At 52.2% G+C, this 26660-nt stretch carries 17 protein-coding genes, 4 tRNA genes and 2 rRNA genes; 6 read left to right on the top strand and 17 right to left on the bottom strand.

Translation table 11 applies throughout. The annotated features are described in order from the left end of the window. Nucleotides 1–112 precede the first annotated feature (112 nt). From thiC to thiH, 5 genes are all read left to right on the top strand, one after another. Nucleotides 113–2008: a thiamine biosynthesis protein ThiC gene (gene thiC, locus SF4066; RefSeq protein NP_709788.1), complete on the top strand. Its 1896-nt coding sequence runs from the start codon at nt 113–115 to the stop codon at nt 2006–2008. Continuing rightward, nucleotides 2008–2643, top strand: a complete 636-nt coding sequence (gene thiE, locus SF4065) for a thiamine-phosphate pyrophosphorylase (protein NP_709787.2) — start codon at nt 2008–2010, stop codon at nt 2641–2643. Before thiC ends, thiE begins: the two co-directional genes overlap by 1 nt. Then, nucleotides 2636–3391 carry a thiamin biosynthesis protein thiazole subunit gene (thiF, locus tag SF4064; RefSeq protein NP_709786.2) on the top strand — a complete coding sequence of 252 codons (756 nt, stop codon included), beginning with the start codon at nt 2636–2638 and terminating at the stop codon, nt 3389–3391. Before thiE ends, thiF begins: the two co-directional genes overlap by 8 nt. Nucleotides 3392–3501: 110 nt before the next feature. Next, nucleotides 3502–4347: a thiamin biosynthesis protein thiazole subunit gene (thiG, locus tag SF4063; RefSeq protein NP_709785.4), complete on the top strand. Its 846-nt coding sequence runs from the start codon at nt 3502–3504 to the stop codon at nt 4345–4347. After that, a complete protein-coding gene (thiH, locus tag SF4062; protein ID NP_709784.1) occupies nt 4344–5477 on the top strand; it encodes a thiamine biosynthesis protein ThiH in 1134 nt (377 codons plus the stop codon). The genes thiG and thiH overlap by 4 nt, the downstream gene beginning before the upstream one ends. 241 nt (nt 5478–5718) lie before the next feature. On the opposite strand, the gene rpoC is transcribed toward thiH, so the two are convergent. From rpoC to SF4537, 13 genes are all read right to left on the bottom strand, one after another. Beyond that, complete coding sequence (rpoC, locus tag SF4061) at nt 5719–9942, bottom strand: DNA-directed RNA polymerase subunit beta' (protein ID NP_709783.1); 4224 nt, start codon at nt 9940–9942, stop codon at nt 5719–5721. 76 nt (nt 9943–10018) lie between these two features. Further along, entirely contained in the window at nt 10019–14047 is a 4029-nt protein-coding gene (gene rpoB / locus SF4060) for a DNA-directed RNA polymerase subunit beta (RefSeq protein ID NP_709782.2), read from the bottom strand. A gap of 319 nt (nt 14048–14366) precedes the next feature. After that, a complete protein-coding gene (gene rplL / locus SF4059; RefSeq protein NP_709781.1) occupies nt 14367–14732 on the bottom strand; it encodes a 50S ribosomal protein L7/L12 in 366 nt (121 codons plus the stop codon). Between the two features lie 66 nt (nt 14733–14798). Then, nucleotides 14799–15296 carry a 50S ribosomal protein L10 gene (rplJ, locus tag SF4058; protein NP_709780.1) on the bottom strand — a complete coding sequence of 166 codons (498 nt, stop codon included), beginning with the start codon at nt 15294–15296 and terminating at the stop codon, nt 14799–14801. Nucleotides 15297–15708: 412 nt separating this feature from the next. Next, the coding region (rplA, locus tag SF4057) for a 50S ribosomal protein L1 (RefSeq protein ID NP_709779.2) at nt 15709–16380 on the bottom strand (672 nt) is incomplete at its 5' end. A gap of 37 nt (nt 16381–16417) precedes the next feature. Then, nucleotides 16418–16846 (bottom strand): 50S ribosomal protein L11, encoded by a 429-nt coding sequence (gene rplK / locus SF4056; RefSeq protein NP_709778.1) that lies wholly within the window; start codon nt 16844–16846, stop codon nt 16418–16420. A gap of 158 nt (nt 16847–17004) precedes the next feature. Next, entirely contained in the window at nt 17005–17550 is a 546-nt protein-coding gene (gene nusG / locus SF4055) for a transcription antitermination protein NusG (protein ID NP_709777.1), read from the bottom strand. 1 nt (nt 17551) lies between these two features. Next, nucleotides 17552–17935 carry a preprotein translocase subunit SecE gene (secE, locus tag SF4054; RefSeq protein ID NP_709776.1) on the bottom strand — a complete coding sequence of 128 codons (384 nt, stop codon included), beginning with the start codon at nt 17933–17935 and terminating at the stop codon, nt 17552–17554. 229 nt (nt 17936–18164) lie between these two features. Continuing rightward, nucleotides 18165–19349, bottom strand: coding sequence for an elongation factor Tu (tuf, locus tag SF4053; RefSeq protein NP_709775.1), 1185 nt, complete (start codon nt 19347–19349; stop codon nt 18165–18167). 114 nt (nt 19350–19463) lie between these two features. Continuing rightward, a tRNA-Thr gene (locus tag SF4540) sits at nt 19464–19539 on the bottom strand. Nucleotides 19540–19545: 6 nt separating this feature from the next. Continuing rightward, nucleotides 19546–19620: transfer RNA gene (locus SF4539), tRNA-Gly, on the bottom strand. Nucleotides 19621–19736: 116 nt separating this feature from the next. Next, nucleotides 19737–19821 (bottom strand) — tRNA-Tyr (locus SF4538). Nucleotides 19822–19829: 8 nt separating this feature from the next. Beyond that, nucleotides 19830–19905: transfer RNA gene (locus SF4537), tRNA-Thr, on the bottom strand. A 385-nt stretch (nt 19906–20290) separates the two neighbouring features. On the opposite strand from SF4537, the gene coaA reads away from it, so the two are divergent. Continuing rightward, nucleotides 20291–21217 carry a pantothenate kinase gene (gene coaA / locus SF4052; protein ID NP_709774.2) on the top strand — a complete coding sequence of 309 codons (927 nt, stop codon included), beginning with the start codon at nt 20291–20293 and terminating at the stop codon, nt 21215–21217. Nucleotides 21218–21245: 28 nt separating this feature from the next. On the opposite strand, the gene birA is transcribed toward coaA, so the two are convergent. From birA to rrlB, 4 genes are all read right to left on the bottom strand, one after another. Further along, nucleotides 21246–22211 carry a bifunctional biotin--[acetyl-CoA-carboxylase] synthetase/biotin operon repressor gene (gene birA, locus SF4051; protein NP_709773.1) on the bottom strand — a complete coding sequence of 322 codons (966 nt, stop codon included), beginning with the start codon at nt 22209–22211 and terminating at the stop codon, nt 21246–21248. Further along, nucleotides 22208–23236, bottom strand: a complete 1029-nt coding sequence (murB, locus tag SF4050) for a UDP-N-acetylenolpyruvoylglucosamine reductase (protein ID NP_709772.1) — start codon at nt 23234–23236, stop codon at nt 22208–22210. Before murB ends, birA begins: the two co-directional genes overlap by 4 nt. A gap of 126 nt (nt 23237–23362) precedes the next feature. After that, nucleotides 23363–23481, bottom strand: a 5S ribosomal RNA gene (gene rrfB, locus SF4536). A gap of 94 nt (nt 23482–23575) precedes the next feature. Next, nucleotides 23576–26479: ribosomal RNA gene (rrlB, locus tag SF4535) — 23S ribosomal RNA — on the bottom strand. Nucleotides 26480–26660 lie beyond the last annotated feature (181 nt).

Below are 26660 nucleotides of genomic sequence, written 5' to 3'. Positions count from 1 at the left end.
ATACCTGCGAAGGGAACAAGAGTTAATCTGCTATCGCATCGCCTTTGCGGCGATCGTCTCTTGCTTCATCCGTCGTCTGACAAGCCACGTCCTTAACTTTTTGGAATGAGCTATGTCTGCAACAAAACTGACCCGCCGCGAACAACGCGCCCGGGCCCAACATTTTATCGACACCCTGGAAGGCACCGCCTTTCCCAACTCAAAACGCATTTATATCACTGGCACACACCCCGGCGTGCGCGTGCCGATGCGTGAGATCCAGCTTAGCCCGACGCTAATTGGCGGTAGCAAAGAACAGCCGCAGTACGAAGAAAACGAAGCGATTCCGGTCTACGACACCTCCGGCCCGTATGGTGATCCGCAGATCGCCATTAACGTGCAGCAAGGGCTGGCAAAACTACGCCAGCCGTGGATCGATGCGCGCGCCGATACCGAAGAACTTACCGTGCGCAGTTCCGATTACACCAGAACGCGGCTGGCAGATGATGGTCTCGACGAGCTACGTTTTAGCGGCTTATTAACGCCAAAACGCGCCAAAACAGGACGCCGTGTCACCCAACTGCACTACGCCCGCCAGGGCATCATCACGCCGGAAATGGAATTCATCGCCATCCGCGAGAATATGGGCCGCGAGCGCATCCGTAGCGAGGTTTTACGCCACCAGCATCCGGGAATGAGCTTTGGCGCACATCTGCCGGAAAATATCACTGCGGAATTTGTCCGTGATGAAGTTGCTGCCGGACGTGCGATTATCCCGGCCAACATTAATCATCCGGAATCGGAGCCGATGATTATTGGCCGTAACTTCCTGGTAAAAGTTAACGCCAATATCGGCAACTCGGCGGTCACCTCTTCCATCGAAGAAGAAGTGGAAAAGCTGGTATGGTCCACGCGCTGGGGAGCGGATACGGTGATGGATCTCTCCACCGGTCGCTATATTCACGAAACCCGCGAGTGGATTTTGCGTAACAGTCCGGTGCCGATCGGTACAGTGCCGATCTACCAGGCGCTGGAGAAGGTTAACGGGATCGCCGAAGATCTTACCTGGGAAGCGTTCCGCGACACGCTGCTGGAACAGGCCGAGCAAGGTGTGGATTACTTCACTATCCATGCGGGCGTACTGCTGCGCTATGTGCCGATGACCGCGAAACGCCTGACCGGTATCGTCTCTCGCGGCGGTTCGATTATGGCGAAATGGTGCCTCTCCCATCATCAGGAAAATTTCCTCTATCAACACTTCCGCGAAATTTGTGAAATCTGTGCCGCTTATGACGTTTCGCTGTCGCTGGGCGACGGTCTGCGCCCCGGTTCTATTCAGGACGCCAACGATGAAGCGCAGTTTGCCGAATTGCATACGCTGGGCGAACTGACCAAAATCGCCTGGGAATATGACGTACAGGTGATGATTGAAGGCCCAGGCCATGTGCCGATGCAGATGATCCGCCGCAATATGACCGAGGAGTTAGAGCACTGCCACGAAGCGCCGTTTTACACTCTGGGGCCGCTAACTACCGATATTGCACCGGGCTATGACCACTTCACGTCGGGGATTGGTGCGGCGATGATTGGCTGGTTTGGCTGCGCGATGCTCTGTTACGTAACGCCAAAAGAGCATCTGGGTCTGCCCAATAAAGAAGATGTTAAGCAGGGGCTTATCACTTATAAGATTGCCGCCCACGCTGCTGACCTGGCAAAAGGGCATCCGGGCGCGCAAATTCGCGATAACGCCATGTCGAAAGCCCGCTTCGAATTTCGCTGGGAAGACCAGTTTAATCTGGCCCTCGACCCGTTTACCGCCCGCGCTTATCACGATGAAACCCTGCCCCAAGAGTCCGGCAAAGTCGCCCATTTTTGCTCCATGTGTGGGCCAAAATTCTGCTCGATGAAAATCAGCCAGGAAGTACGCGATTACGCCGCCGCGCAAACCATTGAAGTGGGAATGGCGGATATGTCGGAGAACTTCCGTGCCAGAGGCGGAGAAATCTACCTGCATAAGGAGGAAGCGTGATGTATCAGCCTGATTTTCCTCCTGTACCTTTTCGTTTAGGACTGTACCCGGTGGTGGACAGCGTACAGTGGATCGAACGTCTGTTGGATGCAGGCGTACGTACTCTCCAGCTACGCATCAAAGATCGGCGCGATGAAGAGGTGGAAGCCGATGTCGTGGCGGCAATTGCGCTGGGCCGCCGCTATAACGCGCGATTGTTTATCAACGATTACTGGCGGCTCGCGATCAAGCATCAGGCGTATGGCGTCCATTTGGGGCAGGAAGATTTGCAAGCCACCGATCTCAATGCCATCCGCGCGGCAGGCCTGCGGCTGGGCGTTTCGACACATGACGATATGGAAATCGACGTCGCGCTGGCAGCACGCCCCTCTTATATCGCGCTGGGACATGTGTTCCCGACGCAAACCAAACAGATGCCTTCTGCACCGCAGGGGCTGGAACAGTTGGCACGGCATGTTGAGCGCCTGGCGGATTATCCCACCGTGGCGATTGGCGGTATCAGTCTGGCACGCGCGCCTGCGGTGATAGCAACGGGTGTCGGCAGTATCGCCGTCGTCAGCGCCATTACTCAAGCCGCAGACTGGCGTTTGGCAACGGCACAGTTGCTGGAAATTGCAGGAGTTGGCGATGAATGACCGTGACTTTATGCGTTATAGCCGCCAAATTCTGCTCGACGATATCGCTCTTGACGGGCAGCAAAAACTGCTCGACAGCCAGGTGCTGATTATTGGTCTTGGCGGGCTGGGTACACCTGCTGCGCTATACCTGGCAGGGGCTGGCGTCGGGACGCTGGTACTGGCAGATGACGACGATGTGCATTTAAGCAATCTGCAACGACAAATCCTCTTTACCACTGAAGATATCAACAGCCCGAAATCGCAGGTCAGCCAACAGCGACTGACACAGTTGAATCCCGACATTCAACTGACAGCATTACAACAACGGTTAACGGGTGAGGCGTTGAAAGATGCGGTTGCACAAGCCGATGTGGTGCTCGACTGTACCGACAATATGGCGACTCGCCAGGAGATTAATGCCGCCTGCGTGGCACTCAACACGCCGCTTATCACCGCCAGCGCGGTCGGATTTGGCGGTCAGTTGATGGTACTGACACCGCCCTGGGAGCAGGGGTGTTACCGCTGCCTGTGGCCAGATAACCAGCAGCCAGAACGCAACTGCCGCACGGCGGGCGTGGTTGGCCCGGTGGTCGGGGTGATGGGCACTTTGCAGGCACTGGAAGCCATTAAGTTATTAAGCGGTATAGAGACGCCTGCGGGAGAACTCCGACTGTTCGACGGTAAGTCGAGCCAGTGGCGCAGCCTGGCGTTGCGCCGCGCCAGTGGTTGCCCGGTATGCGGAGGAAGCAATGCAGATCCTGTTTAACGATCAACCGATGCAGTGCGCCGCCGGGCAAACTGTTCACGAACTACTGGAGCAACTCGACCAACGACAAGCGGGCGCGGCTCTGGCGATTAATCAGCAAATCGTCCCGCGTGAGCAGTGGACGCAACATATCGTGCAGGATGGCGACCAGATCCTGCTTTTTCAGGTTATTGCAGGGGGTTGAGATGTTACGTATTGCGGACAAAACGTTTGATTCACATCTGTTTACCGGCACAGGGAAATTCGCTTCTTCACAACTGATGGTGGAGGCGATCCGCGCTTCCGGCAGCCAGCTGGTGACACTGGCGATGAAACGTGTCGACTTGCGCCAGCACAACGACGCTATCCTCGAACCGCTTATCGCGGCGGGTGTGGCCCTGCTGCCGAATACTTCCGGGGCGAAAACAGCGGAAGAAGCCATTTTCGCCGCCCATCTGGCACGTGAAGCGTTAGGCACAAACTGGCTAAAATTGGAGATTCACCCTGACGCCCGCTGGCTGTTGCCCGATCCCATCGAAACCCTGAAAGCCGCCGAAACGCTGGTACAACAGGGATTTGTCGTGCTGCCTTACTGCGGGGCCGATCCGGTATTGTGTAAACGTCTGGAAGAAGTCGGCTGTGCAGCGGTGATGCCGCTCGGCGCGCCGATTGGCTCGAATCAGGGACTGGAAACCCGTGCCATGCTGGAGATTATTATCCAGCAGGCCACAGTTCCGGTGGTTGTCGATGCTGGCATCGGCGTTCCCAGCCATGCCACGCAGGCGCTGGAAATGGGGGCCGACGCGGTGTTAGTGAATACGGCGATTGCCGTCGCGGACGATCCCGTCAACATGGCGAAGGCATTTCGTCTGGCGGTAGAAGTAGGCCTGCTGGCACGTCAGTCCGGACCGGGCAGCCGCAGTTATTTTGCTCATGCCACCAGCCCGCTGACCGGATTTCTGGAGGCATCGGCATGAAAACCTTCAGCAATCGCTGGCGACAACTGGACTGGGACGACATCCGCCTGCGTATCAACGGCAAAACGGCTGCTGACGTAGAGCGGGCGCTAAATGCCTCGCAACTCACCCGCGACGACATGATGGCGCTGTTATCGCCTGCCGCCAGTGGCTATCTGGAACAACTGGCCCAACAGGCGCAGCGTCTGACCCGTCAGCGATTTGGCAACACAGTTAGTTTCTACGTCCCGCTTTATCTTTCCAATCTTTGCGCTAACGACTGCACGTACTGCGGATTTTCCATGAGTAATCGCATCAAGCGCAAAACGCTGGATGAAGCGGATATTGCCAGGGAAAGCGCCGCTATACGGGAGATGGGCTTTGAACATCTGCTATTAGTCACTGGTGAACATCAGGCGAAAGTGGGGATGGATTACTTTCGTCGTCATCTCCCCGCCCTGCGTGAACAGTTCTCTTCACTACAAATGGAAGTGCAACCGCTGGCGGAGACGGAATACGCCGAGTTAAAGCAACTTGGTCTGGATGGGGTGATGGTTTATCAGGAGACATATCACGAGGCGACTTATACCCGCCATCATTTGAAAGGCAAAAAACAGGACTTCTTCTGGCGGCTGGAAACGCCGGATCGGCTGGGGCGTGCGGGGATTGATAAGATAGGCCTCGGCGCGCTAATTGGCCTTTCCGACAACTGGCGCGTTGACTGCTATATGGTTGCCGAACATTTGCTATGGCTGCAACAGCATTACTGGCAAAGCCGTTACTCTGTCTCCTTTCCGCGCCTGCGCCCGTGTACTGGCGGCATTGAGCCTGCGTCGATTATGGATGAACGCCAGTTAGTGCAAACCATCTGCGCCTTCCGACTGCTTGCACCGGAGATTGAACTGTCACTCTCCACGCGGGAATCACCGTGGTTTCGCGATCGCGTTATTCCGCTGGCGATCAATAACGTCAGCGCCTTCTCGAAAACGCAGCCAGGTGGCTATGCCGATAATCACCCCGAGTTGGAACAGTTCTCACCGCACGACGATCGCAGACCGGAAGCGGTTGCTGCCGTGTTAACCGCTCAGGGTTTGCAGCCGGTATGGAAAGACTGGGACAGCTATCTGGGACGCGCCTCGCAAAGACTATGAGACGGAATGTAAGAACGTAAATTTATTCCGAGCCGCTACGGAAGATGAAAAACGCAAGGTTGTTGAAAGCGTTGTGTTTTTTTATGGTAGTGCCGTCAGCAGGAATGTTGTCCAGGGCGAAAAGCTTCTTCCTCGTTTCGCCCTGCCTTTCTTAATATTTTCCGTGAAGAATTTGCCCTCTGAATAACACCCATAAAAAAACCCGCCGAAGCGGGTTTTTACGTTATTTGCGGATTAACGATTACTCGTTATCAGAACCGCCCAGACCTGCGTTCAGCAGTTCTGCCAGGCTGGCAGATGCGTCTTCTGCAGTCACCTGCGGTGCAGCCGGAGCTTCACCCGCAGCACGGCGACGCATACGATCCTGGTGGTACGCGTAACCGGTACCTGCCGGGATCAGACGACCCACGATAACGTTCTCTTTCAGGCCGCGCAGTTCGTCGCGTTTGCCCGCAACGGCTGCTTCGGTCAGCACGCGAGTGGTCTCCTGGAACGATGCCGCGGAGATGAAGGACTCGGTTGCCAGAGACGCTTTGGTGATACCCAGCAGATCGCGGGAGTAAGTTGCACCCACTTTGCCGTTCGCTTCCAGTTCGCGGTTTGCGATCTTGACGCGAGAGTATTCAACCTGTTCGCCTTCCAGGAAGTCGGAGCTGCCCGCGTTAACGATGGTAGCTTTACGCAGCATCTGACGAACGATAACTTCGATGTGTTTATCGTTAATCTTTACGCCCTGCAGACGGTATACGTCCTGTACTTCGTTAACGATGTAACGAGTCACAGCATGAACACCACGCAGACGCAGAATGTCGTGCGGCGCTTCCGGACCGTCGGAAATTACGTCACCACGTTCTACACGTTCACCTTCGAACACGTTGAGCTGACGCCATTTCGGAATCATCTCTTCGTACGGATCGCTACCGTCTACCGGGGTGATAACCAGACGACGTTTACCTTTGGTTTCTTTACCGAAGGAAACGATACCGCTGATTTCAGCCAGGATTGCCGGCTCTTTCGGACGACGAGCTTCGAACAGGTCCGCAACGCGCGGCAGACCACCGGTGATGTCCTTGGTACCGCCGGATTCCTGCGGAATACGCGCCAAGGTGTCACCAGAGCTGATCTGTACGCCATCTTCCAGCTGAACAATCGCTTTACCCGGCAGGAAGTACTGCGCAGGCATATCGGTACCTGGGATCAGAACGTCGTTACCCTGAGCATCAACGATTTTCAGTGCCGGACGCAGATCTTTACCACCTGCGGTACGTTCTGCGGAATCCAGAACCACCAGCGAAGACAGACCGGTCAGTTCGTCGGTCTGACGAGTAATGGTCTGGCCGTCGATCATGTCAGTAAAGCGTACAAAACCGCTTACTTCGGTGATAACCGGCATGGTGTGCGGGTCCCAGTTTGCAACGGTTTCGCCGCCAGCAACCTGTTCGCCATCGCCTTTCGCCAGTACCGCACCGTAAGGCACTTTGTAGCTTTCTTTGGTACGACCGAATTCGTCGATCAGTTTCAGTTCGGTGTTACGGGAAGTGATAACCAGTTTACCGCTGGAGTTCACAACCGACTTCACGTTGCTGAGCTTGATGCTACCTTTGTTTTTCACCTGGATGCTGGATTCAGCAGCCGCACGAGATGCCGCACCACCGATGTGGAACGTACGCATGGTCAGCTGTGTACCCGGTTCACCGATGGACTGTGCCGCGATAACACCGATTGCTTCACCTTTGTTGATGATGTGGCCACGCGCCAGGTCACGACCGTAGCAGTGCGCACATACACCAAAGTCGGTGTCACAAGATACAACAGAACGTACTTTTACCGCGTCGACAGAGTTCTCTTCCAGCAGGTCACACCACTGTTCGTGCAGCAGCGTGTTGCGCGGAACGAGAATATCAGCAGTACCCGGCTTCAGAACGTCTTCAGCAGTTACACGACCCAGTACGCGATCGCGCAGCGGCTCTTTAACGTCACCCCCCTCGATAACCGGAGTCATCATGATACCTTCATGGGTACCACAATCGTCTTCGGTAACCACCAGGTCCTGCGCCACGTCAACCAGACGACGAGTCAGGTAACCGGAGTTCGCAGTTTTCAGTGCGGTATCCGCCAGACCTTTACGAGCACCGTGGGTGGAGATGAAGTACTGGAGTACGTTCAGACCTTCACGGAAGTTCGCGGTGATTGGCGTTTCGATGATGGAGCCATCCGGCTTTGCCATCAGACCACGCATACCAGCAAGCTGACGAATCTGTGCCGCAGAACCACGCGCACCGGAGTCGGCCATCATGTAGATGCTGTTGAAGGAAACCTGCTTCTCTTCCTGACCGTCACGGTTAATAACGGTTTCAGTTTGCAGGTTATCCATCATCGCTTTGGATACACGATCGTTCGCCGCAGCCCAGATATCGATAACTTTGTTGTAGCGTTCGCCCGCAGTTACCAGACCAGACTGGAACTGCTCCTGAATTTCAGCAACTTCTGCTTCTGCCTCGGAGATGATTTCGTGTTTCTTCTCCGGGATGACCATGTCATCGATGCCAACAGATGCACCAGAACGCGCTGCATAGGCGAAGCCGGTGTACATGATCTGGTCCGCAAAAATAACGGTCGGTTTCAGACCGAGAATGCGGTAGCAGGTGTTCAGCATTTTGGAGATTGCTTTTTTACCCAGCGCCTGGTTGACGATGGAGTAAGGCAGACCTTTCGGTACAATCATCCACAGAATGGCACGGCCAACAGTCGTGTCTTTCAGGCTGGTTTTCGCTACTAATTCACCGTTAGCATCTTTTTCATACTCGGTGATACGCACTTTAACGCGCGCATGCAGAGAAGCCAGACCAGAGCGATACAGACGTTCTGCTTCTTTCGGGCCAGTCAGCACCATGCCTTCGCCTTTGGCGTTAACACAGTCACGGGTCATGTAGTACAGACCCAGTACAACGTCCTGAGACGGAACGATGATTGGTTCGCCGTTCGCCGGGGACAGGATGTTGTTGGTAGACATCATCAGCGCACGCGCTTCCAGCTGGGCTTCCAGCGTCAGCGGTACGTGAACAGCCATCTGGTCACCATCGAAGTCGGCGTTATATGCCGCACAAACCAGCGGGTGCAGCTGGATAGCTTTACCTTCGATCAGTACCGGTTCAAATGCCTGGATACCCAGACGGTGCAGAGTCGGTGCACGGTTCAGCAGTACCGGGTGTTCGCGGATAACTTCGTCCAGGATATCCCAAACGACAGCTTCTTCGCGCTCAACCATTTTCTTCGCAGCTTTAATGGTGGTAGCAAGACCACGCAGTTCCAGCTTGCCGTAGATGAACGGTTTGAACAGCTCCAGCGCCATTTTCTTCGGCAGACCGCACTGATGCAGACGCAGGTATGGACCTACGGTGATTACAGAACGACCGGAGTAGTCAACACGCTTACCGAGCAGGTTCTGACGGAAACGACCCTGTTTACCTTTGATCATGTCGGCCAAAGATTTCAGAGGACGCTTGTTAGAACCGGTGATCGCACGACCGCGACGACCGTTATCCAGCAGGGCGTCTACCGCTTCCTGCAGCATACGTTTTTCGTTACGTACGATGATGTCCGGCGCAGCCAGATCCAGCAGACGTTTCAGACGGTTGTTACGGTTAATGACGCGACGATACAGATCGTTCAGGTCAGAAGTCGCGAAACGACCACCATCCAGCGGAACCAGCGGACGCAGATCTGGCGGCAGTACCGGCAGAACGGTCAGGATCATCCACTCTGGTTTGTTACCAGACTGAACGAACGCTTCCAGCAGTTTGATACGCTTGGTCAGCTTTTTACGCTTGGTTTCGGAGTTGGTTTCGTTCAGCTCTTCACGCAGCTGTTCGCACTCTTGCTCCAGATCCATGCTCTTCAGCAGAGCCTGGATTGCTTCCGCACCCATCTTCGCGTCGAATTCGTCACCGAACTCTTCCAGCGCGTCCAGATACTGCTCTTCAGTCAGGATCTGCTGACGTTCCAGGTTGGTCATACCGCCTTCGATAACCACATAGGATTCAAAGTACAGTACGCGTTCGATATCGCGCAGCGGCATATCGAGCAGCAGACCGATACGGGACGGCAGCGATTTCAGGAACCAGATGTGCGCAGTCGGGGAAGCCAGTTCGATGTGGCCCATACGCTCACGGCGTACTTTAGTCTGGGTCACTTCAACGCCGCACTTCTCACAGATGACGCCACGGTGTTTCAGGCGCTTGTACTTACCGCACAGGCACTCGTAATCTTTTACCGGCCCAAAGATACGGGCGCAGAAAAGGCCGTCACGTTCTGGTTTGAACGTACGGTAGTTGATGGTTTCCGGCTTTTTAACTTCACCGAAAGACCATGAACGGATCATGTCTGGCGAAGCCAGAGCAATTTTGATCGCATCAAACTCTTCGGTTTTAGTCTGCGCTTTCAGAAACTTTAATAAATCTTTCACGGATTTGCTCCCGTCGGAGTTAGCACAATCCGCTGCCGGGTTTTACCCCGACAGCAGTGACCTGTTTGAGCGAGAATTACTCGTCTTCCAGTTCGATGTTGATACCCAGCGAACGAATCTCTTTCAACAATACGTTGAAGGATTCTGGCATGCCCGGCTCCATCTGATGGTTGCCGTCCACAATGTTTTTATACATCTTGGTACGACCGTTCACGTCATCAGACTTAACAGTGAGCATTTCCTGCAGGGTGTATGCTGCGCCGTATGCTTCCAGCGCCCACACTTCCATCTCCCCGAAACGCTGACCACCGAACTGTGCCTTACCACCCAGCGGCTGCTGAGTAACCAGGCTGTAAGAACCGGTGGAACGCGCGTGCATCTTGTCGTCGACCAGGTGGTTCAGTTTCAGCATGTACATGTAACCAACGGTTACCGGACGCTCGAACTGTTCACCAGTGCGACCATCGTACAGGCGGATCTGACCGGAAGTCGGCAGGTCGCCAAGTTTCAGCAGCTCTTTAATTTCTGCTTCTTTCGCACCGTCGAACACCGGCGTTGCGATTGGCATACCTTTGCGCAGGTTTTCAGCCAGACGCATAACTTCTTCATCGCTGAAGGTACTCAGGTCAACTTTCTGACGAACGTCAGCGCCCAGATCGTACGCACGCTGGATGAATTCGCGCAGTTTCGCGACTTCTTGCTGCTGTTTCAGCATGGCGTTGATCTTGTCGCCGATACCTTTCGCAGCCATACCCAGGTGGGTTTCGAGGATCTGACCGATGTTCATACGAGACGGTACGCCCAGCGGGTTCAGTACGATGTCTACCGGCGTACCGTTTTCATCGTAAGGCATATCTTCGATCGGGTTGATCTTAGAAATTACACCCTTGTTACCGTGACGACCTGCCATCTTGTCACCAGGCTGAATACGGCGTTTAACCGCCAGATATACCTTAACAATCTTCAGCACGCCCGGTGCCAGATCGTCGCCCTGGGTGATTTTGCGGCGTTTCGCTTCGAGTTTCTTCTCGAACTCGTGTTTCAGTTCGTCATACTGCTCAGCCAGCTGTTCCAGCTGATTTTGTTTCTCTTCGTCTGTCAGGCCCAGCTCCAGCCAGCGATCGCGCGGCAGTTTGTCGAGCTTCTCAGCTTCAACGCCACCGGCTACCAGCACAGCACGGATACGGCTGAACAGACCCGCTTCGAGGATCTGCAGTTCTTCAGACAGGTCTTTCTTCGCCTGTTTGAGCTGCATTTCTTCGATTTCCAGCGCACGTTTGTCTTTTTCTACGCCATCGCGAGTAAAGACCTGAACGTCGATAACCGTACCGGATACACCGTTTGGTACGCGCAGAGAAGAGTCTTTAACGTCAGAGGCTTTCTCACCGAAGATCGCACGCAGCAGTTTTTCTTCTGGGGTCAGCTGAGTTTCACCTTTCGGCGTTACCTTACCAACCAGAATGTCGCCACCGGTCACTTCCGCACCAATGTAAACGATACCGGATTCATCCAGTTTGGAGAGCGCAGCTTCACCCACGTTCGGGATGTCAGCGGTGATCTCTTCCGGACCCAGCTTGGTGTCACGGGACACACACGCCAGTTCCTGAATGTGGATGGTGGTGAAACGGTCTTCCTGAACAACACGCTCGGATACGAGGATGGAGTCTTCGAAGTTGTAACCATTCCACGGCATGAACGCTACGCGCATGTTCTGACCAAGCGCCAGTTCACCGAGGTCGGTGGACGGACCGTCTGCCAGCACGTCGCCACGTTCAACCGGTTCACCCAGAGACACACACGGCATCTGGTTGATACAGGTGTTCTGGTTAGAACGGGTGTATTTGGTCAGGTTGTAGATGTCGATACCTGCTTCACCCGGATACATCTCGTCTTCGTTAACTTTGATAACGATACGGGAAGCATCCACGTACTGAACGACACCACCACGTTTAGCTACCGCAGTTACACCGGAGTCAACGGCAACAGCACGTTCCATACCAGTACCAACCAGCGGCTTATCAGCGCGCAGAGTCGGAACGGCCTGACGTTGCATATTCGCACCCATCAATGCACGGTTGGCGTCATCGTGTTCCAGGAACGGGATCAGGGACGCACCGACGGATACCACCTGCTGGGTGGATACGTCCATGTAGTCAACCTGGTCGCGGCTGAACAAGCTGGATTCGCCTTTGCTACGGCAAGTTACCAGGTCTTCTACGAAGTGGCCTTCTTCATCCAGGTTGGAGTTCGCCTGGGCGATAACGTAGTTGCCTTCTTCGATAGCAGACAGGTAGTGAATTTCGTCAGTTACAACACCGTCGGTCACTTTACGATACGGAGTCTCAAGGAAGCCGTATTCGTTAGTCTGTGCGTACACGGACAGAGAGTTGATCAGACCGATGTTCGGACCTTCAGGGGTTTCGATTGGACATACGCGACCGTAGTGAGTCGGGTGTACGTCTCGAACTTCGAAGCCTGCACGTTCACGGGTCAGACCGCCTGGGCCGAGTGCGGAGATACGACGTTTGTGCGTAATCTCAGACAGCGGGTTGTTCTGGTCCATAAACTGAGACAGCTGGCTGGAACCGAAGAACTCTTTCACTGCTGCGGAAATCGGCTTGGCGTTGATCATATCCTGAGGCATCAGGGTATCCAGATCGCCCAGAGACAGACGCTCTTTCACCGCACGCTCTACACGTACCAGGCCAACGCGGAACTGGTTTTCCGCCATTTCGCCAACGGAACGGATACGACGGTTGCCGAGGTGGTCGATATCATCGACTTCGCCTTTACCGTTACGGATATCGATGAGCTTTTTCATAACATCAATGATGTCGTCTTTGCTCAGAATACCGGAACCTTCGATTTCTTCGCGCAGCAGAGAACGGTTGAACTTCATACGACCAACCGCAGACAAGTCATAACGGTCTTCGGAGAAGAACAGGTTCTCGAACAGGCTTTCAGCTGCTTCACGAGTCGGCGGCTCGCCAGGGCGCATCATGCGGTAGATTTCTACCAGTGCGCTCAGACGGTCGTTAGTTGGGTCGACACGTAAGGTTTCAGAGATATATGGGCCGTGATCCAGATCGTTGGTGAACAGCGTTTCGATACGCTTGTGACCAGACTGGCTCAGCTTAGCCAGCAGATCCAGGCTCAGCTCCATGTTCGCTGCGCAGATCAGCTCGCCGGTAGACTCATCAATATAGTCTTTAGCAACCACTTTACCTGCGATGTACTCAACCGGGACTTCGATCAGTTTGACGTCGTCTTTTTCCAGCTGGCGAATGTGGCGCGCAGTGATACGGCGGCCTTTTTCTACGTACACTTTACCGTTAGCTTCGATGTCAAAAGATGCGGTTTCACCACGCAGGCGTTCCGGCACCAGTTCCATCTGCAGCTTGTTATCACGGATTTCAAAGATAACTTTTTCAAAGAACAGGTCGAGGATCTGCTCTGTGGTGTAGTTCAGGGCGCGCAGAATGATGGTCGCAGGCAGTTTACGGCGACGGTCGATACGTACGAACAGGTTGTCCTTCGGATCGAATTCGAAGTCCAGCCAGGAACCACGGTAAGGGATGATGCGCGCGTTATACAGCACTTTACCCGAAGAGTGGGTTTTACCTTTGTCGGAGTCAAAGAAGACGCCCGGACTACGGTGCAGCTGGGAAACGATAACACGCTCAGTACCGTTGATAACAAAGGTACCGTTGTCTGTCATGAGCGGAATTTCGCCCATGTAGACTTCTTGTTCTTTAATGTCTTTTACGGTGCCTTCCGGCGCTTCGCGCTCATAGATCACCAGACGCAGTTTAACGCGCAGCGGTGCGGAATAGGTCACGCCACGGATTTGACATTCCTGGACGTCAAACACCGGTTCGCCAAGGCGGTAGCTGACGTATTGCAGCTCGGAATTACCGCTGTAGCTCTGAATCGGGAATACGGAACGGAAAGCAGCTTCCAGACCATACTGCCCTTCAGGATCTTGCTCGATAAATTTCTGAAACGAGTCAAGCTGGATAGAAAGGAGATAAGGTACATCCAGAACTTGTGGACGTTTACCAAAATCCTTACGAATACGTTTTTTCTCGGTATAGGAGTAAACCATAGGGTTCCTCAGCTCGCTGACAAGTCGACCCATCTGTCCATTGAGCGGACAGTTTGTGCAACACTATTTTGTTGACCGGAAAATGGAACACTTTCCGCAATGCCTGTTGCTATCACGCTTAAACCATTTCATTGCGATTTACACAGAACGGACGTCCTGTCGCAGTATATTAAGTCGTCGATAGAAACAAGCATTGAAAGGCACAGCAGTAGTCAAACAGTGTGAAACGCTACTGGCGCCTTACAGCGCAAAAAGGCTGGTGACTAAAAAGTCACCAGCCATCAGCCTGATTTCTCAGGCTGCAACCGGAAGGGTTGGCTTATTTAACTTCAACTTCAGCGCCAGCTTCTTCCAGAGCTTTTTTCAGTGCTTCTGCGTCGTCTTTGCTCACGCCTTCTTTCAGAGCAGCCGGTGCAGATTCTACCAGGTCTTTAGCTTCTTTCAGACCCAGGCCAGTTGCGCCACGTACTGCTTTGATAACAGCAACTTTGTTAGCGCCAGCAGCTTTCAGAATTACGTCGAATTCAGTTTTTTCTTCAGCAGCTTCAACCGGGCCAGCAGCTACAGCTACAGCAGCAGCAGCGGAAACACCGAATTTTTCTTCCATTGCAGAGATCAGTTCTACAACGTCCATTACAGACATAGCTGCAACTGCTTCAATGATTTGATCTTTAGTGATAGACATTTAAATTGTTCCTGAATATCAGAATAAGTTTATACGTAAGCGAATGCGTTAAAAAGATAACTGCGATTAAGCAGCTTCTTTCGCATCGCGTACAGCAGCCAGAGTACGAACCAGTTTGCCAGCCGAAGCTTCTTTCATGGTTGCCATCAGGCGTGCAATTGCTTCTTCGTAGGTCGGCAGAGTTGCCAGGCGGTCGATCTGAGACGCCGGGATCAGCTCACCTTCAAAGGCAGCGGCTTTGACCTCAAATTTTGCATTCGCTTTCGCGAACTCTTTGAACAGACGAGCAGCAGCGCCCGGGTGTTCCATAGAGTATGCAATCAGGGTCGGACCAACAAACGCGTCTTTCAGGCACTCGAACGGAGTACCTTCAACAGCACGGCGCAGCAGGGTGTTACGAACAACACGCATGTATACGCCAGCTTCGCGACCTGCTTTACGCAGTTCAGTCATTTTATCTACAGTTACGCCACGGGAATCCGCAACTACTGCAGACAGCGCGCCTTTGGCTACTTCGCTGACTTCAGCAACAATCGCTTGTTTGTCTTGAAGATTTAAAGCCATTAGCTTTGCTCCTGGATGTTTGCCAGAGAAAATCTCTGGAACTCACTTCACTCCTCCAAACGGAGAGAGCGTCTTAATTACGGTGAGCAGAAACAAGCCAGAATATAAAAGAATAATCTTAGCGTTCTGTCACCGTCTACGCAGGGGATTAAGTTTCTTGCGAAACTCCTGCGGTCTTCGACGGAGGCCTGGATAGGCCAGGCTCCAACGAACAAATCTTTTCTATCCGTCGCTATTCAACTTGTGGCGGCGTTGGCTTCCTTCATTCGCACCAGTCACATAGTTAGCTATGCTCTTGGCGACTCACTCAGTTGCCGCCTTGCCACAACCCGAATATCTCGGATATACGTCTGCATTAAGCATTATACGTGGGGGTAAGATTGTAGACAAAATCACCGCCCACGTAAAGGCATTAGTTTACAGAAGCGCTCAGGCCAGCCTGGTCAACTGCAACACCTGCACCCATGGTGGTGGAGATGCTAACTTTCTTGATGTACACGCCTTTCGCCTGAGTCGGTTTTGCTTTTTTCAGCGCAACCAGCAGAGCTTCCAGGTTTTCTTTCAGTTTGTCAGCGTCAAAGTCCACTTTACCGATGGTGGTGTGGATGATGCCGTTTTTGTCGTTACGGTAACGAACCTGGCCAGCTTTAGCGTTTTTAACCGCTTCAGCAACGTTCGGTGTTACAGTACCCACTTTCGGGTTTGGCATCAGGCCACGCGGACCCAGAACCTGGCCCAGCTGGCCAACAACGCGCATTGCATCCGGAGAAGCAATAACAACGTCAAAGTTCATTTCGCCTTTCTTGATCTGGTCAGCCAGATCTTCCATACCTACCAGTTCTGCGCCTGCAGCTTTAGCAGCTTCAGCGTTTGCACCTTGGGTAAATACGGCTACGCGAACGGAACGGCCAGTACCGTGCGGCAGTACAGTTGCACCACGTACGTTCTGGTCAGATTTACGAGCGTCGATGCCGAGGTTAACAGCTACGTCCACGCTTTCTACGAATTTAGCAGTCGCCAGCTCTTTCAGCAGTGCGATAGCTTCGTTGATGTCGTACTGTTTGGTTGCATCAACTTTCTCACGGGATAACACGCATGCGCTTGGTCAGTTTAACCATTTCTTAGTCCTCCACTACCAGGCCCATGGAACGTGCAGTACCTTCGATGGATCGAGTCATCGCTTCAATGTCGGCACCAGTCATGTCGGCAGCTTTGGTCTGCGCGATTTGCTGCAGCTGAGCGCGGGAAATTTTACCCACTTTGTCTTTGTTCGGCTTACCGGAACCAGACTTGATACCTGCCGCTTTTTTCAGCAGAACTGCTGCCGGCGGGGTCTTGGTAACGAAAGTGAAAGAACGGTCAGCGTAAACGGTGATTACTACCGGAATCGGCAGACCTTTTTCGATGGAATCAGTTTTTGCGTTGAACGCTTTGCAGAATTCCATGATGTTTACGCCCTGCTGACCCAGAGCCGGACCTACTGGCGGACTCGGGTTAGCCATACCAGCTGCAACCTGCAGCTTGACATAGGCTTGTACTTTCTTAGCCATTATAAATTCCTCAAGTTGGGTAATAACGCCTCTGAGAGGCTCCCCGTGATATAAAAAATCGTTTTACGGGCAAGGCCCATAAAAACAAAAGGCGCGAAATTGTATTCCAATCTCACGCCTTGTGCAACGATTAAATCGCCGCTTTTTTGATCGCTGGGTTAGGCTTTTTCAACCTGGCTGAAGTCCAGCTCTACCGGGGTCGCACGACCGAAGATAGAAACAGACACTTTCAGACGAGATTTCTCGTAATCCACTTCTTCAACAACACCGTTGAAGTCAGCGAACGGACCATCATTAACACGGACCATTTCACCCGGTTCAAACAGCGTTTTCGGACGCGGCTTATCACCAACCTGCTGCAGGCGGTTCATAATCGCATCGACTTCTTTATCGCTGATTGGCGCAGGACGATCGGAAGTACCGCCGATGAAGCCCATCACACGCGGTACGCTGCGCACCAAGTGCCAGCTCGCGTCGTTCATCACCATCTGAACGAGGACGTAGCCAGGGAAGAATTTACGTTCGCTTTTGCGACGCTGACCGCCACGGATTTCAACCACTTCTTCGGTTGGTACCATGACTTCACCAAACAAATCTTCCATGTTGTGTAATTTGATATGCTCACGCAGCGACGTTGCTACGCGGCCTTCAAAACCGGAAAACGCCTGAACGACGTACCAGCGCTTTTTAGGAGCTTCAGACATCTCAGAACCTCAGGCCAGTGATAAAGGATACCAGGCGAACCAGAATACCATCCAGTCCCCACAGGATCAGTGACATTACTGCGGTAACCGCAGCCACAATCAACGTGGTGTGCAATGTTTTCTGGCGAGTCGGCCAAATGACCTTACGGACTTCGGTACGCGCTTCACGGGCAAAAGCAATGGTAGCTTTACCTTTTGTCGATAACAGCGCGACACCACCCGCTGCAGCAATCAGAATTACTACGGCCAGCGCACGCAGCGGCAGCATAATGTCGCGATAAAGGTAGTTGCCGACAATCGCCGCCAGGAGCAATGCCACCACAACGACCCACTTCATCGCTTCCAGGCCGCGCCCGCTTCCTTGAGCTTCGGTATTCGCACTCATAAACCAACCTGTCAGAAGTTTTCTACAAACATTTTCACCCCGCGATCGCGAGGCAAACCAAATCGAAACGCGTATTAGCTTTTCGGATTATACGCCCTCAACAGAGCCTGTCTCAGCAATGATTATGACAAAGAAAATCACTGATGAGCCAGGTTCTGGTACGAAAGCGTGCAAAAAGGGCATCAAATGATGCCCTTTTAGTGCGCATTGCGTCAAATGTTATCGGCAATTAGCCCAGAACTTTAGCAACAACGCCCGCGCCAACGGTACGGCCGCCTTCACGGATTGCGAAACGCAGACCGTCGTCCATCGCGATCGGGTGGATCAGGGTAACAACCATTTTGATGTTGTCGCCCGGCATTACCATCTCTACGCCTTCCGGCAGTTCGATGGTACCAGTCACGTCAGTAGTACGGAAGTAGAACTGCGGACGGTAGCCTTTGAAGAACGGAGTATGACGGCCGCCTTCATCTTTGGACAGAATGTACACTTCAGATTCGAACTTGGTGTGCGGCTTGATGGTGCCCGGCTTAGCCAGTACCTGACCACGTTCGATTTCTTCACGTTTGATACCACGCAGCAGAACACCTACGTTCTCACCAGCACGGCCTTCGTCCAGCAGTTTGCGGAACATTTCAACGCCAGTACAGGTAGACTTCTGAGTCTCTTTGATACCAACGATTTCAACTTCTTCACCAACTTTGATGATACCGCGTTCTACACGACCGGTAACAACGGTACCACGACCGGAGATGGAGAATACGTCTTCGATCGGCAGCAGGAACGGCTTGTCAATCGCACGCTCTGGTTCCGGAATATAAGAATCCAGGAAGCCAGCCAGTTCCAGGATTTTCGCTTCCCACTCTGCGTCGCCTTCCAGCGCTTTCAGAGCAGAACCACGAACGATCGGAGTGTCGTCGCCCGGGAAGTCGTACTGAGACAGAAGTTCACGAACTTCCATTTCAACCAGTTCCAGCAGCTCTTCGTCATCAACCATGTCGCATTTGTTCAGGAACACGATGATGTACGGAACGCCTACCTGACGACCCAGCAGGATGTGCTCACGAGTCTGCGGCATCGGGCCGTCAGTCGCAGCAACTACCAGGATCGCGCCGTCCATCTGAGCAGCACCGGTGATCATGTTTTTAACATAGTCGGCGTGCCCCGGGCAGTCTACGTGTGCGTAGTGACGGGTCGGGGTGTCGTATTCAACGTGAGAAGTGTTGATGGTGATACCACGAGCTTTTTCTTCCGGCGCGTTATCGATCTGGTCGAATGCGCGAGCAGCACCGCCGTAGGTTTTAGCCAGTACGGTAGTGATTGCAGCGGTCAGCGTTGTTTTACCATGGTCAACGTGGCCGATAGTACCGACGTTAACGTGCGGTTTTGTACGTTCAAACTTTTCTTTAGACATCGATTGTCCCTCTAAGACACGGATAAATCGGTGATATCACCACATCAACCAGGCAACATGCCCGACTTGTTGAATGCAATAAACAGAAGGAAAAAACAGGGAGGAGAAAAGAAGTGGTGCTGATAGGCAGATTCGAACTGCCGACCTCACCCTTACCAAGGGTGCGCTCTACCAACTGAGCTATATCAGCACATCTTGGAGCGGGCAGCGGGAATCGAACCCGCATCATCAGCTTGGAAGGCTGAGGTAATAGCCATTATACGATGCCCGCATCCTAGAACTCGGCTACCTGATTTTCATTCTGCACTGAATATCGAGAGAAGCTCTCTTTATTCGAGCCGGTAAGTGAACTTATCGTCTCGGGCTACGCCATCGCGTGGCCGAAATTGGTGGTGGGGGAAGGATTCGAACCTTCGAAGTCTGTGACGACAGATTTACAGTAAGCTCCCTTTGGCCGCTCGGGAACCCCACCGGACTTGATGGTGCCGACTACCGGAATCGAACTGGTGACCTACTGATTACAAGTCAGTTGCTCTACCTACTGAGCTAAGTCGGCATCAAGTAGCGCGCATTCTATGGAGACATGCGAGTTCATGCAACTAAAAAATTGCATAATTTGTTTTATTGGTCACATTTTATGCTACACGATGAAGAAACAGCCGAACGGAGGGCAGATTAGCACACTTTTTCAACATCATTGTGCTCAACAATGCGCTCCTGCTAAACCATAATTCTTTTTATCAGATGGAATATCTGTCACATTGCTTTTCAACGATAGCTTCCTGGCAGAGATTTTTTCTTATTATTCCTCCCCATCTGGTGTTACCCTCCTGCCCATTAACCCATTCAACAGAACTGTGACGCGCCATGGCAAATATCGCTTTGCCGATAGAGCTATGACCGCCAGAAACATGCTTATGAGTATAAAAGAGCAAACGTTAATGACGCCTTACCTACAGTTTGACCGCAACCAGTGGGCAGCTCTGCGTGATTCCGTACCTATGACGTTATCGGAAGATGAGATCGCCCGTCTCAAAGGTATTAATGAAGATCTCTCGTTAGAAGAAGTTGCCGAGATCTATTTACCTTTGTCACGTTTGCTGAACTTCTATATAAGCTCGAATCTGCGCCGTCAGGCAGTTCTGGAACAGTTTCTTGGTACCAACGGGCAACGCATTCCTTACATTATCAGTATTGCTGGCAGTGTCGCGGTGGGGAAAAGTACAACCGCCCGTGTATTGCAGGCGCTATTAAGCCGTTGGCCGGAACATCGTCGTGTTGAACTGATCACTACAGATGGCTTCCTTCACCCTAATCAGGTTCTGAAAGAACGTGGTCTGATGAAGAAGAAAGGCTTCCCGGAATCGTATGATATGCATCGCCTGGTGAAGTTTGTTTCCGATCTCAAATCCGGCGTGCCAAACGTTACAGCCCCTGTTTACTCGCATCTTATTTATGATGTGATCCCGGATGGAGATAAAACTGTTGTTCAGCCTGATATTTTAATTCTTGAAGGGTTAAATGTCTTACAGAGCGGGATGGATTATCCACACGATCCACATCATGTATTTGTTTCCGATTTTGTCGATTTTTCGATATATGTTGATGCACCGGAAGACTTACTTCAGACGTGGTATATCAACCGTTTTCTGAAATTCCGCGAAGGGGCTTTTACAGACCCGGATTCCTATTTTCATAACTACGCGAAATTAACTAAAGAAGAAGCGATTAAGACTGCCATGACATTGTGGAAAGAGATCAACTGGCTGAACTTAAAGCAAAATATTCTACCTACTCGTGAGCGCGCCAGTTTAATCCTGACGAAAAGTGCTAATCATGTGGTAGAAGAGGTCAGACTACGCAAATAATTTGCAGGGGAGCGAATACTCCCCTTTCTTATTTTTCTGCACTACGCAGGGATATTTCACCGCCCATCCAGGGTTTTATTATTCCATCCTGCTCAAGTAATAAAGCCCCCTGTTTGTCTATTCCGCGTGAAATGCCAAATATTTCTTTATCACCAATGATAAGTTTCACTGGGCGATTAATAAAATTATCCAGCTTTTCCCAGCGCGACAGATAAGGTGCCAATCCTTCTTGTTCGAAGAGTTCCAACGCAGCACGTAATTCACGTATTAGCATGGCCGCCAACGTATTACGATCAAGATTGATCCCCGCTTCCTGCAGCGTGATCCACCCCTGATTAACGACACTCTCTTCAACACGGCGCATTGCCATGTTGATCCCGGCTCCAATGACTATTTGCGCCGCATCGCCAGTTTTGCCAGTCAGCTCCACAAGAATGCCTGCCAGCTTGCGATCCTGCAGATAGAGGTCATTAGGCCATTTGACACGAACTTTATCTGCTCCCAGCTTTCGTAATACTTCCGCCATCACGATACCGATAACCAGACTTAAACCAATCGCCGCCGCCGGGCCTTGTTCCAGACGCCAGAACATCGACAAATATAAGTTTGCGCCAAAAGGCGAAAACCATTTCCGCCCCCGGCGACCACGGCCAGCCTGCTGGTATTCTGCAACACAGGCATCGCCCGATTTAAGCTCTCCGATACGATCAAGAAGGAACTGATTCGTGGAGTCAATAACTGGCAGCACGGCTACACTACCGCCATCCAGCTGACCCAATATCTGTTCAGCATTAAGTAACTGGATGGGCTCAGGCAGGCTGTATCCTTTACCCGGAACGGTAAAGACATCAACGCCCCAGTCACGCAGTGTCTGAATGTGTTTATTAATAGCCGCCCGGCTCATTCCCAGCGTTTCACCCAACTGCTCGCCAGAGTGAAATTCACCGTTCGCTAACAGGGCAATCAATTTCAGTGGCACGGTGTTATCCTTCATGAAATTGTCTCCACTGCGCTCACTTCACCTGATGCACCAATAAAGCGGACTTCAGGCTCAAGCCAGACATTAAATTTTTCACCCACTTTTTGTCTTACATGGTGTGCCAGTTGCACCACATCTTCGCTTTTTGCATTGTCTTCATTAATGAGAACTAACGCCTGTTGACGGTGCACCGCAGCCCCACCCATTTGCATCCCTTTTAGCTGGCACTGATCAATAAGCCAACCTGCTGCCAGTTTTACTGAACCACCCGCCTGGGGGTAATTTGGTGCTGTTGGAAATTGCGCCAGTAATGCTTTAGCCGTTTCGGCAGATACAACAGGGTTTTTGAAGAAACTACCGGCATTGCCATTCACTTTTGGATCAGGGAGTTTGGTGGTGCGCATATGACACACCGCATTAAATACTTGCTGTGGCGTTACTGTTGTAGGATCCAGACGAGTTAAGTCACCATACGTTAGTACAGGTTGCCACTCTTTTGGCAGACGCAGACCTACGGCTACAATGGCGAAGCGATCCTGGTATTCATGTTTAAAAATACTGTCGCGATAGCCAAAACGGCACTCTTTGGCAGTTAAGCGCACTTGCTTGCCTGTCGCCAGTTCAACACAATCAACATAAGCGCAAACTCGCTGTAATTCTACGCCATAAGCACCAATATTCTGGATAGGTGATGAGCCGACACAACCAGGAATTAATGCCAGATTTTCCAGACCAGGCATACCTTCCTGCAAAGTGTATTTTACCAGGCGATGCCAGTTTTCTCCGGCTCCTACATGTAAATACCACGCATCAGGTTCATCATGAATTTCGATACCTTTGATCCGGTTGATGATCACCGTGCCGCGATAGTCTTCCAGAAAAAGTACATTACTTCCTTCACCCAGAATAAGAACGGGTTGTCCTTCTGCGGTTGCATGCTGCCAGGCATTGAGTAATTGTTGTTCGTCTTCGGCACATACAATGTGCTGAGCATTATGATCAATGCCAAATGTGTTCCAGGGTTTTAAGGAGTGGTTCATAGCTGCTTTCCTGATGCAAAAACGAGGCTAGTTTACCGTATCTGTGGGGGGATGGCTTGTAGATATGACGACAGGAAGAGTTTGTAGAAACGCAAAAAGGCCCGACTGGGCTTTCTGCTTAATTTGATGCCTGGCAGTTCCCTACTCTCGCATGGGGAGACCCCACACTACCATCGGCGCTACGGCGTTTCACTTCTGAGTTCGGCATGGGGTCAGGTGGGACCACCGCGCTACGGCCGCCAGGCTAATTCTGTTTTATCAGACCGCTTCTGCGTTCTGATTTAATCTGTATCAGGCTGAAAATCTTCTCTCAATCCGCCAAAACATCTTCGGCGTTGTAAGGTTAAGCCTCACGGTTCATTAGTACCGGTTAGCTCAACGCATCGCTGCGCTTACACACCCGGCCTATCAACGTCGTCGTCTTCAACGTTCCTTCAGGACCCTTAAAGGGTCAGGGAGAACTCATCTCGGGGCAAGTTTCGTGCTTAGATGCTTTCAGCACTTATCTCTTCCGCATTTAGCTACCGGGCAGTGCCATTGGCATGACAACCCGAACACCAGTGATGCGTCCACTCCGGTCCTCTCGTACTAGGAGCAGCCCCCCTCAGTTCTCCAGCGCCCACGGCAGATAGGGACCGAACTGTCTCACGACGTTCTAAACCCAGCTCGCGTACCACTTTAAATGGCGAACAGCCATACCCTTGGGACCTACTTCAGCCCCAGGATGTGATGAGCCGACATCGAGGTGCCAAACACCGCCGTCGATATGAACTCTTGGGCGGTATCAGCCTGTTATCCCCGGAGTACCTTTTATCCGTTGAGCGATGGCCCTTCCATTCAGAACCACCGGATCACTATGACCTGCTTTCGCACCTGCTCGCGCCGTCACGCTCGCAGTCAAGCTGGCTTATGCCATTGCACTAACCTCCTGATGTCCGACCAGGATTAGCCAACCTTCGTGCTCCTCCGTTACTCTTTAGGAGGAGACCGCCCCAGTCAAACTACCCACCAGACACTGTCCGCAACCCGGATCACGGGTCCACGTTAGAACATCAAACATTAAAGGGTGGTATTTCAAGGTCGGCTCCATGCAGACTGGCGTCCACACTTCAAAGCCTCCCACCTATCCTACACATCAAGGCTCAATGTTCAGTGTCAAGCTATAGTAAAGGTTCACGGGGTCTTTCCGTCTTGCCGCGGGTACACTGCATCTTCACAGCGAGTTCAATTTCACTGAGTCTCGGGTGGAGACAGCCTGGCCATCATTACGCCATTCGTGCAGGTCGGAACTTACCCGACAAGGAATTTCGCTACCTTAGGACCGTTATAGTTACGGCCGCCGTTTACCGGGGCTTCGATCAAGAGCTTCGCTTGCGCTAACCCCATCAATTAACCTTCCGGCACCGGGCAGGCGTCACACCGTATACGTCCACTTTCGTGTTTGCACAGTGCTGTGTTTTTAATAAACAGTTGCAGCCAGCTGGTATCTTCGACTGATTTCAGCTCCACGAGCAAGTCGCTTCACCTACGTATCAGCGTGCCTTCTCCCGAAGTTACGGCACCATTTTGCCTAGTTCCTTCACCCGAGTTCTCTCAAGCGCCTTGGTATTCTCTACCTGACCACCTGTGTCGGTTTGGGGTACGATTTGATGTTACCTGATGCTTAGAGGCTTTTCCTGGAAGCAGGGCATTTGTTGCTTCAGCACCGTAGTGCCTCGTCATCACGCCTCGGCCTTGATTTTCCGGATTTGCCTGGAAAACCAGCCTACACGCTTAAACCGGGACAACCGTCGCCCGGCCAACATAGCCTTCTCCGTCCCCCCTTCGCAGTAACACCAAGTACAGGAATATTAACCTGTTTCCCATCGACTACGCCTTTCGGCCTCGCCTTAGGGGTCGACTCACCCTGCCCCGATTAACGTTGGACAGGAACCCTTGGTCTTCCGGCGAGCGGGCTTTTCACCCGCTTTATCGTTACTTATGTCAGCATTCGCACTTCTGATACCTCCAGCATACCTCACAGCACACCTTCACAGGCTTACAGAACGCTCCCCTACCCAACAACGCATAAGCGTCGCTGCCGCAGCTTCGGTGCATGGTTTAGCCCCGTTACATCTTCCGCGCAGGCCGACTCGACCAGTGAGCTATTACGCTTTCTTTAAATGATGGCTGCTTCTAAGCCAACATCCTGGCTGTCTGGGCCTTCCCACATCGTTTCCCACTTAACCATGACTTTGGGACCTTAGCTGGCGGTCTGGGTTGTTTCCCTCTTCACGACGGACGTTAGCACCCGCCGTGTGTCTCCCGTGATAACATTCTCCGGTATTCGCAGTTTGCATCGGGTTGGTAAGTCGGGATGACCCCCTTGCCGAAACAGTGCTCTACCCCCGGAGATGAATTCACGAGGCGCTACCTAAATAGCTTTCGGGGAGAACCAGCTATCTCCCGGTTTGATTGGCCTTTCACCCCCAGCCACAAGTCATCCGCTAATTTTTCAACATTAGTCGGTTCGGTCCTCCAGTTAGTGTTACCCAACCTTCAACCTGCCCATGGCTAGATCACCGGGTTTCGGGTCTATACCCTGCAACTTAACGCCCAGTTAAGACTCGGTTTCCCTTCGGCTCCCCTATTCGGTTAACCTTGCTACAGAATATAAGTCGCTGACCCATTATACAAAAGGTACGCAGTCACACGCCTAAGCGTGCTCCCACTGCTTGTACGTACACGGTTTCAGGTTCTTTTTCACTCCCCTCGCCGGGGTTCTTTTCGCCTTTCCCTCACGGTACTGGTTCACTATCGGTCAGTCAGGAGTATTTAGCCTTGGAGGATGGTCCCCCCATATTCAGACAGGATACCACGTGTCCCGCCCTACTCATCGAGCTCACAGTATGTGCATTTTTGTGTACGGGGCTGTCACCCTGTATCGCACGCCTTTCCAGACGCTTCCACTAACACACACACTGATTCAGGCTCTGGGCTGCTCCCCGTTCGCTCGCCGCTACTGGGGGAATCTCGGTTGATTTCTTTTCCTCGGGGTACTTAGATGTTTCAGTTCCCCCGGTTCGCCTCATTAACCTATGGATTCAGTTAATGATAGTGTGACGAATCACACTGGGTTTCCCCATTCGGAAATCGCCGGTTATAACGGTTCATATCACCTTACCGACGCTTATCGCAGATTAGCACGTCCTTCATCGCCTCTGACTGCCAGGGCATCCACCGTGTACGCTTAGTCGCTTAACCTCACAACCCGAAGATGTTTCTTTCGACTCATCATCGTGTTGCGAAAATTTGAGAGACTCACGAACAACTTTCGTTGTTCAGTGTTTCAATTTTCAGCTTGATCCAGATTTTTAAAGAGCAAATATCTCAAACATCACCCGAAGATGAGTTTTGAGATATCAAGGCAGGTGACTTTCACTCA

It is taken from the genome of Shigella flexneri 2a str. 301 (assembly GCF_000006925.2).
GTDB lineage: Bacteria > Pseudomonadota > Gammaproteobacteria > Enterobacterales > Enterobacteriaceae > ECMA0423.
Note: the sequence above shows the minus strand (reverse complement) of the source record. Positions and strands in the feature narration are given on the sequence as shown.

Excerpts from the sequence above, each read along its gene's own strand:
- thiC (NP_709788.1), top strand. The coding sequence starts at position 113 with ATGTCTGCAACAAAACTGACCCGCCGCGAACAACGCGCCCGGGCCCAA.
- nusG (NP_709777.1), bottom strand. The coding sequence starts at position 17,550 with ATGTCTGAAGCTCCTAAAAAGCGCTGGTACGTCGTTCAGGCGTTTTCC.
- rplJ (NP_709780.1), bottom strand. The coding sequence starts at position 15,296 with ATGGCTTTAAATCTTCAAGACAAACAAGCGATTGTTGCTGAAGTCAGC.
- murB (NP_709772.1), bottom strand. The coding sequence starts at position 23,236 with ATGAACCACTCCTTAAAACCCTGGAACACATTTGGCATTGATCATAAT.
- secE (NP_709776.1), bottom strand. The coding sequence starts at position 17,935 with ATGAGTGCGAATACCGAAGCTCAAGGAAGCGGGCGCGGCCTGGAAGCG.
- tuf (NP_709775.1), bottom strand. The coding sequence starts at position 19,349 with ATGTCTAAAGAAAAGTTTGAACGTACAAAACCGCACGTTAACGTCGGT.
- coaA (NP_709774.2), top strand. The coding sequence starts at position 20,291 with ATGACGCCTTACCTACAGTTTGACCGCAACCAGTGGGCAGCTCTGCGT.
- thiE (NP_709787.2), top strand. The coding sequence starts at position 2,008 with ATGTATCAGCCTGATTTTCCTCCTGTACCTTTTCGTTTAGGACTGTAC.
- rpoB (NP_709782.2), bottom strand. The coding sequence starts at position 14,047 with ATGGTTTACTCCTATACCGAGAAAAAACGTATTCGTAAGGATTTTGGT.
- rplK (NP_709778.1), bottom strand. The coding sequence starts at position 16,846 with ATGGCTAAGAAAGTACAAGCCTATGTCAAGCTGCAGGTTGCAGCTGGT.
- thiF (NP_709786.2), top strand. The coding sequence starts at position 2,636 with ATGAATGACCGTGACTTTATGCGTTATAGCCGCCAAATTCTGCTCGAC.
- birA (NP_709773.1), bottom strand. The coding sequence starts at position 22,211 with ATGAAGGATAACACCGTGCCACTGAAATTGATTGCCCTGTTAGCGAAC.
- rplL (NP_709781.1), bottom strand. The coding sequence starts at position 14,732 with ATGTCTATCACTAAAGATCAAATCATTGAAGCAGTTGCAGCTATGTCT.
- thiH (NP_709784.1), top strand. The coding sequence starts at position 4,344 with ATGAAAACCTTCAGCAATCGCTGGCGACAACTGGACTGGGACGACATC.